Annotated in this window: 15 protein-coding genes; 5 read left to right on the plus strand and 10 right to left on the minus strand. The window is 29.9% G+C overall.

The features are described 5' to 3' along the window. The first annotated feature begins 4 nt into the window (after positions 1-4). The 4 genes from rlmB to PMT9312_RS04375 all read left to right on the plus strand — a co-directional run bounded on the left by rlmB (position 5) and on the right by PMT9312_RS04375 (position 6,441). On the plus strand, positions 5-1,015 hold the full coding sequence (gene rlmB, locus PMT9312_RS04360; RefSeq protein WP_011376406.1) for a 23S rRNA (guanosine(2251)-2'-O)-methyltransferase RlmB: 1,011 nt from the start codon (positions 5-7) through the stop codon (positions 1,013-1,015). A 147-nt stretch (positions 1,016-1,162) separates the two neighbouring features. Continuing rightward, a complete protein-coding gene (locus PMT9312_RS04365) occupies positions 1,163-1,378 on the plus strand; it encodes a DUF1816 domain-containing protein (protein WP_011376407.1) in 216 nt (71 codons plus the stop codon). A 32-nt stretch (positions 1,379-1,410) separates the two neighbouring features. Continuing rightward, entirely contained in the window at positions 1,411-2,853 is a 1,443-nt protein-coding gene (gene gatA, locus PMT9312_RS04370; protein ID WP_011376408.1) for an Asp-tRNA(Asn)/Glu-tRNA(Gln) amidotransferase subunit GatA, read from the plus strand. A 90-nt stretch (positions 2,854-2,943) separates the two neighbouring features. Then, positions 2,944-6,441 (plus strand): DNA polymerase III subunit alpha, encoded by a 3,498-nt coding sequence (locus PMT9312_RS04375; protein ID WP_011376409.1) that lies wholly within the window; start codon positions 2,944-2,946, stop codon positions 6,439-6,441. 5 nt (positions 6,442-6,446) lie between these two features. Here PMT9312_RS04375 and PMT9312_RS04380 read toward each other — a convergent pair whose 3' ends face one another. Genes PMT9312_RS04380 through PMT9312_RS04400 form a run of 5 tightly spaced genes read right to left on the minus strand, consistent with a single transcriptional unit; the run spans position 6,447 to position 9,154 of the window. After that, complete coding sequence (locus tag PMT9312_RS04380; RefSeq protein WP_011376410.1) at positions 6,447-6,893, minus strand: PAM68 family protein; 447 nt, start codon at positions 6,891-6,893, stop codon at positions 6,447-6,449. Between the two features lie 9 nt (positions 6,894-6,902). Beyond that, a complete protein-coding gene (gene rpsO / locus PMT9312_RS04385; RefSeq protein ID WP_011376411.1) occupies positions 6,903-7,172 on the minus strand; it encodes a 30S ribosomal protein S15 in 270 nt (89 codons plus the stop codon). A 32-nt stretch (positions 7,173-7,204) separates the two neighbouring features. After that, entirely contained in the window at positions 7,205-7,882 is a 678-nt protein-coding gene (gene ruvA / locus PMT9312_RS04390; protein ID WP_011376412.1) for a Holliday junction branch migration protein RuvA, read from the minus strand. After that, positions 7,883-8,260: a glycine zipper 2TM domain-containing protein gene (locus PMT9312_RS04395; protein ID WP_011376413.1), complete on the minus strand. Its 378-nt coding sequence runs from the start codon at positions 8,258-8,260 to the stop codon at positions 7,883-7,885. A 3-nt stretch (positions 8,261-8,263) separates the two neighbouring features. Then, positions 8,264-9,154, minus strand: coding sequence for a DMT family transporter (locus PMT9312_RS04400; RefSeq protein WP_011376414.1), 891 nt, complete (start codon positions 9,152-9,154; stop codon positions 8,264-8,266). Between the two features lie 94 nt (positions 9,155-9,248). On the opposite strand from PMT9312_RS04400, the gene dnaG reads away from it, so the two are divergent. Then, a complete protein-coding gene (gene dnaG, locus PMT9312_RS04405) occupies positions 9,249-11,282 on the plus strand; it encodes a DNA primase (RefSeq protein WP_011376415.1) in 2,034 nt (677 codons plus the stop codon). A gap of 16 nt (positions 11,283-11,298) precedes the next feature. On the opposite strand, the gene PMT9312_RS04410 is transcribed toward dnaG, so the two are convergent. From PMT9312_RS04410 to PMT9312_RS04430, 5 genes are all read right to left on the minus strand, one after another. After that, positions 11,299-11,766, minus strand: coding sequence for a hypothetical protein (locus PMT9312_RS04410; protein ID WP_011376416.1), 468 nt, complete (start codon positions 11,764-11,766; stop codon positions 11,299-11,301). A 10-nt stretch (positions 11,767-11,776) separates the two neighbouring features. After that, a complete protein-coding gene (locus PMT9312_RS04415) occupies positions 11,777-13,063 on the minus strand; it encodes a Y-family DNA polymerase (protein ID WP_011376417.1) in 1,287 nt (428 codons plus the stop codon). Further along, positions 13,060-13,476, minus strand: coding sequence for a LexA family protein (locus PMT9312_RS04420; RefSeq protein ID WP_011376418.1), 417 nt, complete (start codon positions 13,474-13,476; stop codon positions 13,060-13,062). Before PMT9312_RS04420 ends, PMT9312_RS04415 begins: the two co-directional genes overlap by 4 nt. A gap of 106 nt (positions 13,477-13,582) precedes the next feature. After that, positions 13,583-13,999: a 23S rRNA (pseudouridine(1915)-N(3))-methyltransferase RlmH gene (locus PMT9312_RS04425; protein ID WP_011376419.1), complete on the minus strand. Its 417-nt coding sequence runs from the start codon at positions 13,997-13,999 to the stop codon at positions 13,583-13,585. 19 nt (positions 14,000-14,018) lie between these two features. After that, on the minus strand, positions 14,019-14,351 hold the full coding sequence (locus tag PMT9312_RS04430) for a hypothetical protein (protein WP_011376420.1): 333 nt from the start codon (positions 14,349-14,351) through the stop codon (positions 14,019-14,021). Positions 14,352-14,385: the final 34 nt, after the last annotated feature.

Here is a 14,385-nt window from a genome sequence, read left to right on the forward strand (position 1 = left end):
ATTAATGAAAAACTTACCAAAAAATAATTATTCAAGAAAAAATAGAAAACAGGACAAAAATAATTCTGATTCTAATTTCTACTCAAAAAACACAAATTCATCAAAAAAACATAATAGATTTCCCATCCATTCTTCTAAAAATCAAGGGGTTAACAATTTAGATGAAAGTTATAAAAAGAAAGATAACTTTTCATATTTAAAAAAATCAAAGCCAATAAATAAATCTAATATTAAAGTCTCTTCCAACTCTCAGGATATTTATCAAGACCTTGCAAATAAAAAAAATTTTGATGATTGGATATGGGGGAAACATTCGGTTTTTGAGGCTCTTATTAATCAAAGAGCTATTAACAGGATTTGGTGTACCTCAGAAATCTTTTCTTCAGAGAAATTTTATATTTTACTCAAAGAACTTAAATCAAAAGGTGTCCTTATTGAAGAAGTTTCTTGGAATAGGCTTTCGCAATTGACTTTTGGTGCTTCACATCAAGGTGTCGCGTTGCAATTAGCATGCTCTAAAACAATTTCCCTAGAAAAATTAATCGATTTTTCTAAAAGGAACACTTCAAATCCAATTATTCTTGCCTTAGACGGAATTACTGATCCACATAATGTTGGTGCAATTATAAGATCAGCAGAGGCATTTGATTGTAAGGGTATAATAATTCCTCAAAGAAGATCTGCTGGATTAACAGGAACGGTTGCGAAGGTTGCTGCAGGAGCTTTGGAACACTTGCCAGTAAGTAGAGTTGTTAATTTAAATAGGGCATTAGAAGAGCTAAAGAAAAATGGTTTTATGGTTATTGGATTATCTGGAGATGGTCAATTATCTATCTCAAAGTTTCATGAAAAGACTCCCTTGGTAGTAATAGTGGGAGCTGAAGATAAAGGTATTTCTTTGCTTACTCAAAAAAAATGCGATTTTTTATTAAAGATTCCTCTTAAAGGAAAAACATCAAGTTTAAATGCATCTGTTGCAGCCGCAATTTCTCTTTTTCATTTGACAAATAAATAATTTTTTTGTTAAAAATAATTTTTATAATATTTTCTAAAATATTGTTGTTTCAATATATTTATATAATTAATGATAAATTATTGAAATATTACTACAAAATTGTATAGAATTTAACAAGAACTGAGGTCTGAATTAAGGCCAATAAAATTGATTAGAAATTTTGGAAACAAACTCGGATTAGCTTGGTGGGCTAAAATTGAGACTGAACAGCCTAAAACTACCTATTGGTATGGTCCTTTTATTACAAAACGTAGTTTAAGGGAAAACATGTCTTTTTTTATTAAAGATCTTTCTGATGAAGGTTTTGCTAAAATTGAACATAGTTTAATTCGTTGTAAAAAAGAAGAGCCATTAACTGTTTGATATTCTTAAAATTTTAATAAATAAGATGAGAAATGGATTTTAATTCTCTCAGAAAGAAAATTATTACTAAAAAAGCTTCCGTTAAGGAATTAGTAAATGATATTTTTTTAAAAATCGATTCTGATGATCCTGAAATTAATTCATATATTTGTACTACAAAAGATAATGCAATCCAGCAAGCTGAAAATATAGATAAATTAATTCAAAATGAAGAAATACTTCCTCCTCTTGCAGGAATGCCAATAGCAATTAAAGATAATATTTGCACTAAGGGTGTCCATACCACTTGTGCGAGTAAAATGCTCAAAGGTTTTATCGCACCGTATGAGTCCACAGCTTCAGATAAATTATGGTCCTCAGGTGGCATTTGTTTAGGCAAAACAAATTTGGATGAATTTGCAATGGGCAGTTCAACAGAAACTTCTGTATTTGGCGTTACTTCAAACCCTTGGGATATTAGTAGAGTTCCAGGAGGAAGTTCTGGAGGCAGTGCCGCTTCTGTTGCTGCTGGATTATGTTCTGCAGCTATAGGTTCTGATACTGGAGGATCAATAAGACAACCAGCTTCATTTTGTGGTGTTGTAGGACTTAAGCCTACCTATGGAAGAGTAAGTAGATGGGGACTAGTAGCATTTGCTAGTTCTCTTGATCAAATTGGTCCAATTACAAATACTGTCTCAGATGCCGCTGAAATTCTTTATTCAATATCTGGTAAAGATCCCTTAGATTCAACATGTCTTGATCAACCAGTACCAAATTATTTGATTAATTTAAATAAGTCTATAAAGGATTTAAAAATTGGAATCATTAAAGAATGCTTTGAACATCCTGGTCTTAATACCGAAGTTAAAGATTCTGTTCTTTGTGGAGTAGAAAGATTCAAAAACTTAGGAGCCGAAATTATTGAAGTTGAATGTCCTAGGTTCAACGACGGAATTGCCACATATTATGTAATTGCCCCTTCTGAAGCATCTGCAAATTTAGCTAGATACGATGGAGTTAAATATGGTTTCAGATCAGAAGAAGGTTCTAATCTTATAGATATGACTTCAAAAAGTAGAGCTGAAGGATTTGGAGATGAAGTTCAGAGAAGAATTTTGATAGGAACTTATGCTTTGTCCGCAGGATACAGTGACGCATACTATAAGAAAGCACAAAAAGTTAGAACATTAATAAGAAATGATTTTGATAAAGCTTTTAAAAAAGTAGATATTTTATTAACTCCGACTTGTCCAACTACCGCTTTTTTAAAAGGTGATTTTAGCAACGATCCTCTTTCCATGTATTTGTCTGACCTCTTAACTGTTCCCGCAAATTTAGCAGGACTCCCAGCTATCAGTATCCCTTGTGGTTTTGATACTAAAGGATTACCTATAGGACTTCAATTAATAGGTAATGTATTGGAAGAGGATAAAATATTGAATGCAGCACATATTTTTGAAATTGATGCTCAAGTAATTAAGAATAGACTTTGATTCTAAATTTGTATTAATAATTAATTTGTAATCACAAAATATAGACCTTTTAAAAATTTTCTCTATCTTATATATATAAATAGATTGAGTATGGGTTTCATTCCACTTCATAATCATAGTGATTACAGTCTTCTTGATGGGGCAAGTCAAATTTCTAAAATTGTAGATAGAGCTTGCGAACTTGGAATGGATTCTATTGCCCTGACAGATCATGGAGTTATGTATGGAGTTCTTGATTTGGTCAAGAAGTGTAAGGAGAAAGGTATAAAACCAATTATTGGTAATGAAATGTATGTGATTAATGGTTCTATTGATGATCCTCAACCTAAAAAAGAAAAAAGATATCATTTGGTTGTTTTAGCAAAGAACCGTACTGGCTATAAGAATCTCGTAAAGTTAACAACAATTAGTCACTTAAATGGGATGAGAGGTCGAGGAATTTTTTCTAGACCTTGTATTGATAAATTTCTTTTAAGTAAATATAGCGAGGGTCTTATAATTTCTACAGCTTGTCTTGGCGGAGAGATCCCTCAGGCCATCTTAAAAGGAAGATTAGATGTGGCAGAGGATATAGCTCTTTGGTATAAAAATTTATTTGCAGATGATTTTTATCTGGAAATACAAGATCACGGCTCTATTGAGGATAGAATTGTTAACATTGAATTATTAAGAATTGGGAAGAAGCATCAAATAAAAGTTATCGCTACCAATGATGCTCACTACTTATCAAATATGGATGTTGAAGCACATGATGCTTTGCTTTGTGTATTAACGGGAAAACTAATAAGCGATGAAAAAAGATTGAGATATACCGGTACAGAATATATTAAAAGTGAAAATGAAATGCTTGAACTTTTTAAGGATCACATTGATGATGAATCAATTAAAGAGGCAGTGAACAATACAGTAGAAATTTCGCAAAAAATTGAAGTTTTTGATTTGTTTGGTAAATATAGAATGCCAAAATTCCCGCTTAACGAAGACACAGATTCATTTTCTCTACTAACGCAATTATCTAATGAAGGTCTTTTAAAAAGACTTAAAAAAAATACTCTGACAGAAGTTGATGAGAATTATAAAAAAAGATTATCTTCGGAATTGAAAATCATAAAAGATATGGGTTTCCCAGATTATTTTTTGGTTGTTTGGGACTATATCAAATTTGCTAGAGATAACTCTATCCCAGTAGGACCAGGTAGAGGTTCTGCAGCAGGTTCGTTAGTAGCCTATGCTCTTCAAATCACAAATATAGATCCTGTTGAGCATGGATTATTATTTGAGAGATTTTTAAATCCTGCAAGAAAGTCTATGCCAGATATTGATACTGACTTTTGTATTGATAGGAGAAATGAAGTTATTGATTATGTTACTAATCGCTATGGAGAGGATAAAGTTGCTCAAATAATTACTTTTAATAAAATGACTTCTAAGGCGGTTTTAAAAGATGTTGCAAGGGTTCTAGATATTCCTTATGGAGAGGCAGATAAATTAGCTAAGTTAATACCCGTTGTAAGAGGTAAACCCCATAAACTTAATGAAATGATTGATAAGAATTCACCTAGCCAAGAGTTTAGAGATAAATATATTAATGACAATAGGGTAAAAAAATGGATTGATTTGGCTTTGAGAATTGAAGGAACTAATAAAACATATGGAGTCCATGCTGCAGGAGTTGTTATTGCGTCAGATCCTCTTGACGAACTTGTACCTCTTCAAAGGAATAATGAGGGACAAATAATAACCCAATATTCTATGGATGATATTGAATCACTTGGACTATTGAAAATGGATTTCTTGGGTCTTAAGAATCTTACGATGATTGAAAAGACAGTTTCTCTGATTAATCAATCCACTGGAAAGACAATAAATATTGATAACTTACCCCAAAATGATGATAAAACATTTGAGCTTATTGGTAGAGGAGATCTTGAAGGTATATTTCAACTTGAATCTTCTGGTATGAAACAGGTTGTAAAGGACTTTAAGCCTAACTCACTTGAGGATATTTCATCTATCTTAGCTCTTTATAGACCTGGTCCTCTTGATGCTGGCCTAATACCTAAATTCATAAATCGAAAAAATGGAAACGAAAAGGTTGATTTCCCTCATCCTTTCATAAAGTCAATTCTTACCGAAACCTATGGAATTATGGTTTATCAAGAACAAATTATGAAAATTGCTCAAGACTTAGCCGGTTATTCTCTTGGTGATGCTGATTTACTTCGAAGAGCAATGGGAAAAAAGAAAGTATCAGAGATGGTTAAGCATAGGAATATATTTGTAGACGGCTCTATGAAAAAGGGCGTAAATGAAAAATTAGCGAATGATCTTTTTGATCAAATGGTTTTATTTGCAGAATATTGTTTTAACAAAAGCCACTCAACTGCTTATGGTGCAGTAACTTATCAAACTGCATTTTTAAAAGCCCATTTTCCTGTTGCATATATGGCAGCCCTTTTAAGTGTGAATTCTGGCTCCAGTGACAAGATGCAAAGATATATTTCTAATTGTTATTCGATGGGAATAGAAGTTATTTCACCAAGCATTAATTTCTCTGGAATTGATTTCACTATTAAAAATAATCAGATTTTATTTGGTCTGTCTGCAATTAAAAACTTAGGAGATTCTGCTATAAGAAATATAATTGAAAATCGTAATAATTCCGGAAGTTTTAAGTCACTATCCGATCTGTGTGATCGTTTACCTTCAAATGTTCTTAACAAAAGAAGTATTGAATCTCTAATTCTTTGTGGAGCACTTGATGAGTTTTCAAATAATAATAATAGAGCTCAATTATTGTCAGATCTAGAACATGTCATTGAATGGGCCTCTTCACGAAATCGTGATAGATTATCTGGCCAAGGAAATCTATTTGACTCTAAAGAAGAATTTTCAAATGTAGCATTTTCAGATTCACAATTAGCTAAGGTTGATGATTATTCACTTATTGATAAGTTAAAGCTTGAAAAGCAGCTTTTAGGCTTTTACTTATCTGATCATCCGCTAAAACATTTAACTAAGCCAGCAAAACTTGTATCTCCAATTAGTGTTTCGCAGTTAGAAGAAACAAAAGATAGAACCAAAGTCTCTTTAGTTGGTATGATCCCTGAGTTGAAGCAAATCACTACGAGAAAAGGAGATAGGATGGCTATAGTTCAGCTTGAAGATCTTTCTGGCAGTTGTGAAGCAATAGTTTTTCCTAAAACCTATGTCAGATTATCAGAATTTCTTTTGACTGATACTAGATTATTAGTCTGGGGAACGATAGATAAAAAAAGTGATAAAACTCAATTAATAATCGATGATTGCAGAGAAATAGATAACCTTAAATTACTTATTATTAATCTTGAAAGTTCTCAAGCATCAGATGTAAGAGTACAAAATACGTTAAGAGACTGTTTAATTAAATTTAAGCCAGATAAAGGTAAATGTGGAATTAAGATTCCAGTTTTAGCTGCAGTAAGAAGTAAAAATAGCGTTACCTACGTTAAATTTGGTGAACAATTCTGTATTGGAGATATCCAAGGTGCATGCAAATTATTGGAAAATAAATCATTCCATGTTAATTTGAAATCTTTAGTTTCCTAATTTAGCTATTTATCTTCAAAGTTTTGAGTAGCAGGCTTGAAGGCTGCTTTTGCTCTTTGTATGTTCATTGGAATATTTTCAATTCCGAAAAAAGAACCAGGCTCCTTATCCCAACTAGCTGATAATATTCCAAAACTTAATCCTGCAAGACCCAACAAGAAAAACAATGCTGAAATTGCAATTGTTGAAGAAGGAGGTATTTCAGCAATATTTTTTGTAACAATAATGTAGCTCACAACAAAAACGGACATACCCATTATTGTCGGTATTCCAGCGGTAAAAAATATTCTTCTTGCCATTCTATCAGCTACATATTTAGGGATCCCACTTGATGGTTGCTTTGGGGTGATTAATGTATTAGATGTTTTTTCTAGATTGGCAAAAGAAGTTTTCTCAGATACATTTTTTTTCTTTGTCTTAAGTATCTTTTTTTGTGATTGTTTTTTTTTCATTAATGGAAATCAGCCTCTGATTCCGATTTTCTTTACTAGATCTTGATATTTTTGAACGTTTTTGTCTTTTATGTAGGATAGCAATCTTTTTCTTTTACCAATCATTTTTAACAATCCTTGCCTTGAGGCAAAATCATGAATGTTGCCTTGTAGATGTTCACTTAATTTTGAAATCCTTTTAGAGAGCATTGCAACTTGAACTTCCACTGATCCAGTATCAGTTGCATGAACTTGATGGGTTTCAATAAGTTTCTGTTTTTCGGCCGTATCTAATGACATAAAATTAATTTTCTTAAATCTATATTACTACGTTATCTGACTATATTACTACTATCATTATCTAAATAATTCATAGCTAACATTAATAAATTTTCAAATGATGTATCTTTTTCCTTTTTAGTAAGGCTATCTATTTCTTTGCTAATGATTGGCAAAATACTTTTTATTTCATTCTTAGTGTAGTTTAAGGACTTTAAGGTTAATTCAATGTCACTCACAATTTTATTAATTTTATTATCCTTAATATGAAATTCATCTTTGCTTTTTTCTTCCTGAATTTTTAATTCGTTTCTAAATTTACTTTTTAATTCTAAAATTAACCTCTCACTCATTTTTTGTCCTATACCAGGTACGGAACAAATTAATTTTTTGTTTTGTGTATTAATTGCATTGATTACTTCACTAATGGAAAATTTACTTAATATACCCATACCAATTTGGGAACCAACACCTCTAATATTTAAAATTTCAATAAAAAAATTTTTTTGATCCTTCGAGCTAAATCCAAATAATAAATCTGAATCTTCTTTTTTAATATGTTTTATCCAAAGAGTGATGTTTTTATTAGTTATCTGATTCGTTTTTAATTTGAGAAATAAAGATTCTAAGACTTGAATTTCGTACCCTAATCCTTGACAATTTATTAAAAGAAAAAATTTTTGATTAGTTTGCCATAATTCAACCAATTCTCCACTAATCCAACTAATCAATTAACCACCATCCACCTGACATCCAATTAGTGCTCCTGCAGTTCCTCCAGCAGGTACTGCCCAAAATCTATCTTTCCCTCTAGAGGAGGAAAGTGCTATTCCAGCACCAAGAAGACCTCCAATAACTGTACCTTCACTGCAGTCATTATCATCTATTATTTCAGCTTGTCTTTGTCCACCACAGGGGATTACCACATCTACTTCATAGCTTTTTACGTATCCTGGATTTGTTTTTGTTCCGGGAATATATTCTTCTCTATATTCAGTTCTTGTACAAGTTACTGACTTGGGAGTTGTTGCCTTAACTTGAGGAATAGGAGAGAAGCAAAACAATAAAGCTAAATAGAAAAATTTCACTGTTTTTTTTATTCTTTTCATATTCTATGTCTTTTTGATTATTTTGGTAGTAGAAATAATAGTTCCTAATAAAACTAATGAGGCCCCTAATAAAAAATTAATGTTAATTATTTCACTGAAAAACAAAACTCCCCAAATTGACCCAAATAAAACTTGCAAATAGTTAATTGTTGAAGCTTCAGAAGCAGGTAAATTTTTTAAACCTACTGTTAAGAAAGTCTGACCTAATTGAGTAAATAAGCCAATACCCATTATCCAAACTAATTCATTCCAATTTGGGGTAACCCAGTTCATTAATACAATTGGCAATAGAGTTATAAAAGAAACAAGTGGGAAATATTCAATAATTACATAAACATCTTCAGTAAATGAAAGTTTCTTAACTGTAACGTAAGCCAATGCAGTGCAGATTGCACCAAGAAATGCTATTGAAATCGAAACATTTTCAATTTCAACGTTTATATAAGATAATTGACTAGGATTAATTATTACTAATATTCCAATCCAGCCAATAATTAAAGCAATAATTATATTCCGAGTTATTTTTTCGTTTATAAATATGCCAGCAAATATAGATATAAAAATGGGATATGTGTATTGAATAACTGTAGATATACTAAGGGGCATATTTCTTATCGCATAAAAAACACAAACTAAAGCTAATGTTCCTAAAACACCTCTTAAGATAAGTAATGGTCTATTTTTGCCCCAAGGATTTATATTTTTTAGATTAATTATGAATAATGTAATCATTAAACTTATAAATGATCTGAAAAAAACTAATTCATAAATAGGTATCCTTTCATCAATATTTTTTACGCACAAAGTCATCAAACTAAAGAAGAATGAAGCAAATACCAAATTAAATTTATTCAAAGAATTAAATTTTTTTTCTAATACTGCGATATTTATCATTTTTAAAATAGTTTTATTGTGAAATTAAGTAGATTCTTATTTGATTTTGAACTATAACAATTAAATCATTATTTATTTTTTGATAATAATCTCAATGGTTCATTCTATACACCCAAGAACTATTCAAGAGGTTAAAGAAAAGGCAGATATTGTTGACGTTATATCTGAACATATTGTTTTAAAGAAGAAAGGCAAGGAATTTGTTGGGATTTGCCCTTTTCATGATGATAATAAGCCATCTATGACAGTATCACCTAGTAAACAATTCTATTATTGTTTTTCTTGTGGTGCTGGTGGTAACTCTATTAAATTTTTAATGGAATTTACTCGTGCAAATTTTTCAGATGTTGTACTTTCTCTCGCTAAAAAAAATAATATTAATGTTGAAAATCTCGAGGGTCCCCAAGTAGAAGCTTATAAAAAACAATTATCTAGAAAGGAAGAGCTTTATAAAATATTAAGAGTCACTAAAAATTGGTTTAAGTCTCAATTAAATAATTCTCTTGGTGTTGAAGCTATGAAATATTTAACATCAAAGAGAAACTTGAGTAAGAAGATTATTGATAATTTTGAATTAGGTTTTGCCCCAAATTCATGGAATGATTTATTCAACTATCTATCCAAGGTAGAAAAATTTCCTATTAATTTAATATTAGCTTCAGGCCTTGCAATTTCTAAAGATAATTCGGATAAGATTTATGATCGTTTTAGAAATAGATTAATTGTTCCAATACATGATATGCAGGGAAGAGTAGTTGCTTTTGGTGGAAGATCTCTTGATGGTCAGGAACCTAAATACCTTAATTCTCCTGAATCAGAGATATTTGAAAAGGGCAAAATGTTGTTTGCATTCGAAAAAGCTTCTAGCAATATTAGGAAAAGAGATAAAGCTATTCTTGTTGAAGGCTACTTTGATGTTATTTCTCTTCATTCAAAGGGGATTACTAATTCTGTTGCCTCTCTGGGTACCGCATTAAATAAGTATCAAATTTCTCAACTTTGCAGATGTACAGATAATAAAAACATAATTTTGAATTTTGATTCTGATAATGCTGGAATTTTAGCTACGAAAAGAGTAATAAAAGAAGTCGAAAGCTTATCTCTCCATGATCAAATTAATCTTAAGATACTTCAACTAAAAGATTTTAAAGATCCTGACGAATATTTGAATAGTCATACTCCTGAAGATTATTTTAATTTAATTGATAATTCATCCTTTTGGATTGATTGGGAGATTGATCAGATCTTTAAAGATAAAGATTTAACTAAGTCTGAAATTTTCCAGAGTGTTATTTCGTCATTGGTAAAATTGTTGAGTAAATTACCTCATTCATCAACCAGAACTCATTATCTACAAAAAGTTTCCGAACAATTAAGTAAGGGACAAGCTAGGTTAGCAATACAGTTTGAACAAGATTTAAGAAATCAAGTAAAGGGATTTCGTTGGCATGGTAGATCAAAAAAATTTGAACAACCAAATGAAATTTCCCGACGGGAGAAAAATGAATCGGAAATAATCTTTTATTATTTACATTGTCCAGATCTTAGGCTATTTATTCGTGATGAATTTCTTAAAAGAGAAATTAATGGTTTTAATACTAGTTATATTCAAAGTTTATGGGAAGCTATTTCAAAAATTGAACAAAATAATCTAGGTTTAAACTACTTAAATGATTTAAAACAATCAAATAGTCAAATTCTTCAAAAAGAGTTTTCTGCTATTAACTTAATTTCACTTTTGCCTGACTACTTAGCTCTTGATAATCTTGAATCATCAAATAAAATTAATATTTTTGTTAATCCAAATGAGTTGTTTTTAACATTGCTTAGTAATCCTAAGGACAATTTACTGGGAACTTTATCACTTCTTGAAAAATATAATTCTTTAAAAAGATGTAGACACTTGATCGAATCTTGGGGATCTCAAAGATTAAAAACTTTAGAAAATTGTATATCTATTTTAATTGATAATCCTTCCTCTGGTTCCTCAAATACAAATAAAGAGATAGATGATCTTTTTAAGGAATTAAACTCTGATGCCATTAAATTTCAGGAATTATATTACTTAGAAAGACAACATATAAATTTTTTAGACAAACAACGCTGTGGTAATTTCATTGCTAGTTAATCTCTTTTCTTTAAATTTATAGGCAGTATTTTTTAATCATATTTTTTACCTTTTTGGGTTTATCTTCAAGAATATAAGCTTCTACTTCTTTTGCATAAGTTCCAGAAAAATTGGAAGTAGAGAATTCTAATGCGTTCCTCTTACTTTGATGTAATTTACCTTCTAAATTTTTTATATCCCCCACCGTTTTATTGTTATTACATTTTTGTATGGCATGAGTGGCTTCATGTCTTAATGCTTTTCTTATTGCTAATTCTGTTTTGAAGTTATCTTTGTTTGGTTGCCGCTTTTTATTTATATAATTTGTTTTCCTTTTTGCATTCTCAGTACATATTATTATTTTATTTTCTTCAAAATTGTGTAGTCCTTTTATCTCTTTGTTTGAGAGACATTCAATTTTATTTTCTTCAACTATGTAGTTTGCTTGTATTAATAAGTCTAGAATCTCTTTATCTAATTTGCTTAAAAATATTATAAATTCCATTTTATTGTGTTTACTTTACTATAGTTGGGATTTGTTCTATATCAGTTGTAGATGAGCGACTTAAGAAATTCTTATTCATCTTCCAACTTTTTTGCGTTTTTGTAATAGCCCATGTAATTGCATTGTTATTAAATCTTTTATTTAATAAATCAATAGTTCTCATGAGAGTTGCTGATTTTTTTAGGTCTTTCTGAGATTTGTAATTGATAACTGATTGCTGTAAATATTCGCTATTAGTTAAATCCTGCATTAAAACACCAGCTTTTGAAAATTTATATTCGGGATTATAAATTTCTTTAGATAATTCAACTACTATTTTTAAAATGCTGTTTGTGTCGTCTGTCGCATTTGTAAGTTTTCTATGAGCACTTCTTTGATAATTTTGACTTGAATATTTACTGGTTCTGGCAAATACTCTAATGTCGGATGATTGTAAATTCTGACTTCTCATTTTTTCAGATGCTTTTATTGCATGAGTCGCCAGTGCTTGAGTTAAGTCTTCTAATTTTGTGATAGGGGTACCGAAACTCCTGCTTACCTGAATTTCTTTTTTTGATTTCTTGCTTTTTTCTAGAGGCAGGCATTTATAGCCTTTCAGTTCTAATTGTAATCTTTTCCCTACTATGCCTAGTTTCTTAATAATTTCATTTTCTTCCATATCTCTTAATTCTCTCGCATTTTTAATACCTTTACTTTTCAACCAATTAGAGGTTTGTTTCCCGACTCCCCATATGTTATCTACACTAATTCTTTTTAAATAATTATTCTCATTTCTAGTTCTAGATAAATCAAATATTCCAGCTGAATAATCAATATTTTTAGCTAATTTATTAGCAATTTTTGCTCTTACTTTATTTTCTCCTATACCTACTGTTAGTGTGATGCCTAGATTCTGATATATTAATGATCTTATGTTTCTTGCCCAAGGATATAGATTTTTATCATTAGGTCTAGAAATTGAGACAAATGCTTCGTCAATAGAATAAATTTCTATTTGTTCACAGTATTTTTTTAGTAAATTCATAAGTCTTCTGCTCATATCGCCGTAAAGCGAGTAGTTTGAGCTTAAGACTGCTACATCTAATTTATTTAATTTTTCTTTGACCTTAAAATAAGGAGTTCCCATTTTAATTTTCAAAGCTCGCGCTTCGGGACTTCTCGCAATGATACATCCGTCATTATTAGATAAAATTACTACTGGTTTATTTCTCAAATGAGGATTAATAGTTTGTTCACATGACGCATAAAAATTATTAGCATCTATAAGAGCTATAGCATCAATGCTTGAAATTCTCATAAATAGCTATGTATTGAATAAATAACAACGCCCCATATCTGTACATCAATATGGTTTTTAAATCTAAAATCAGGATAATTATGATTTTCTGCTTTTAAATATAATTCATCATTTTTTATAGATAATCTTTTTATTGTAAATTCCCCGTCTATCATTGCAATGATAATATTCCCTGGCTTGGCTGTTAAACTTTTGTCTACTATTATTAAATCTTTATCTTTAATTCCTGCATTTATCATTGAGTCACCTCTAACTCTAAGAAAAAAAGTGCTAAACGGATTAGATATTAAATGTTCATTTAAATCAATATTCTCTTCTGTATAGTCATCTGCAGGAGAAGGAAATCCTGCAGATACCGAATCATTTAATAAGGGGATTTTGAATTTTTTAGTGGTTGAATCAAAGGAATCCAAAACTTGAATTAATAGTATATATGTACTATATAATAAAAAATCAAAAAAAATAGTTGGTTGTTAATGTTTTATAGATTAATTTTAGATAAAATCAAATCAAATCTTTCTAAGAACGATGGTAAGGGGAGTTGTTAGATATAGAAATAGCTCTATAGATTTGCTCGATAAGGATTAATCTAGCTAATTCATGAGGAAAGGTTAAAGGAGACAAACTTAGTATAAGATCTGAATTTTTTTTTATATCTGAACTAATTCCATCAGTATCACCGATTAAGAAATTTATTTTTTTATTTTTAAAGTTTAAGAGTAAAGAACATAGTTCAACTGAATTAAACTGTTTCCCTTCTTCACTTAGGCAGATAATAATATTGTTATTGGATCTAAGATTATTTAAATTAAAAGTCTTTAACTCATTAATGATAAGTTCAGGCATTCTTTTTTTGTATTGATTAATTCCATCTCTAATCCAAAGTTTCTTTATTTTGCCGATAGCATAAATTGCTAATCTATTACTCTGAAGCATAAGTAAATATTAAAACTAATTATTCATCAAGAAGATAATTAAATTCATCATATAGTTCCTCTTCGGTTGTTAATTTCTTGGAAAAATTATCTTTTTTGGAATTCACATTAAATTGATTAATCTCACTTTTTCTTAGTGAATTATTAACGTTTGAAGTCTCTTCTAAAGATTCTGAATTATCAATTAACGAATAAAAAATTTTATTGGGATCTTCTGAATTAAGTGGATTGGTGATTAAATTATCATTATTAGTTATATTTGTGTAATTATTTATATTTTTACTTTCGTTATTTAAATCTTTCTTTTTTTTAAATTTATTGAGTTTATCTAAATTTTTTTTTGATAAGCTCATGATATAAAGTATTAAATAAATTCATATTTAATTT

This window comes from Prochlorococcus marinus str. MIT 9312, assembly GCF_000012645.1.
Lineage (GTDB): Bacteria > Cyanobacteriota > Cyanobacteriia > PCC-6307 > Cyanobiaceae > Prochlorococcus_A > Prochlorococcus_A marinus_L.

Excerpts from the sequence above, each read along its gene's own strand:
- PMT9312_RS04410 (WP_011376416.1), bottom strand. The coding sequence starts at position 11,766 with ATGGAATTTATAATATTTTTAAGCAAATTAGATAAAGAGATTCTAGAC.
- rlmB (WP_011376406.1), top strand. The coding sequence starts at position 5 with ATGAAAAACTTACCAAAAAATAATTATTCAAGAAAAAATAGAAAACAG.
- PMT9312_RS04415 (WP_011376417.1), bottom strand. The coding sequence starts at position 13,063 with ATGAGAATTTCAAGCATTGATGCTATAGCTCTTATAGATGCTAATAAT.
- PMT9312_RS04400 (WP_011376414.1), bottom strand. The coding sequence starts at position 9,154 with ATGATAAATATCGCAGTATTAGAAAAAAAATTTAATTCTTTGAATAAA.
- PMT9312_RS04375 (WP_011376409.1), top strand. The coding sequence starts at position 2,944 with ATGGGTTTCATTCCACTTCATAATCATAGTGATTACAGTCTTCTTGAT.
- PMT9312_RS04425 (WP_011376419.1), bottom strand. The coding sequence starts at position 13,999 with ATGCTTCAGAGTAATAGATTAGCAATTTATGCTATCGGCAAAATAAAG.
- rpsO (WP_011376411.1), bottom strand. The coding sequence starts at position 7,172 with ATGTCATTAGATACGGCCGAAAAACAGAAACTTATTGAAACCCATCAA.
- gatA (WP_011376408.1), top strand. The coding sequence starts at position 1,411 with ATGGATTTTAATTCTCTCAGAAAGAAAATTATTACTAAAAAAGCTTCC.
- PMT9312_RS04430 (WP_011376420.1), bottom strand. The coding sequence starts at position 14,351 with ATGAGCTTATCAAAAAAAAATTTAGATAAACTCAATAAATTTAAAAAA.
- PMT9312_RS04395 (WP_011376413.1), bottom strand. The coding sequence starts at position 8,260 with ATGAAAAGAATAAAAAAAACAGTGAAATTTTTCTATTTAGCTTTATTG.
- dnaG (WP_011376415.1), top strand. The coding sequence starts at position 9,249 with ATGGTTCATTCTATACACCCAAGAACTATTCAAGAGGTTAAAGAAAAG.
- PMT9312_RS04380 (WP_011376410.1), bottom strand. The coding sequence starts at position 6,893 with ATGAAAAAAAAACAATCACAAAAAAAGATACTTAAGACAAAGAAAAAA.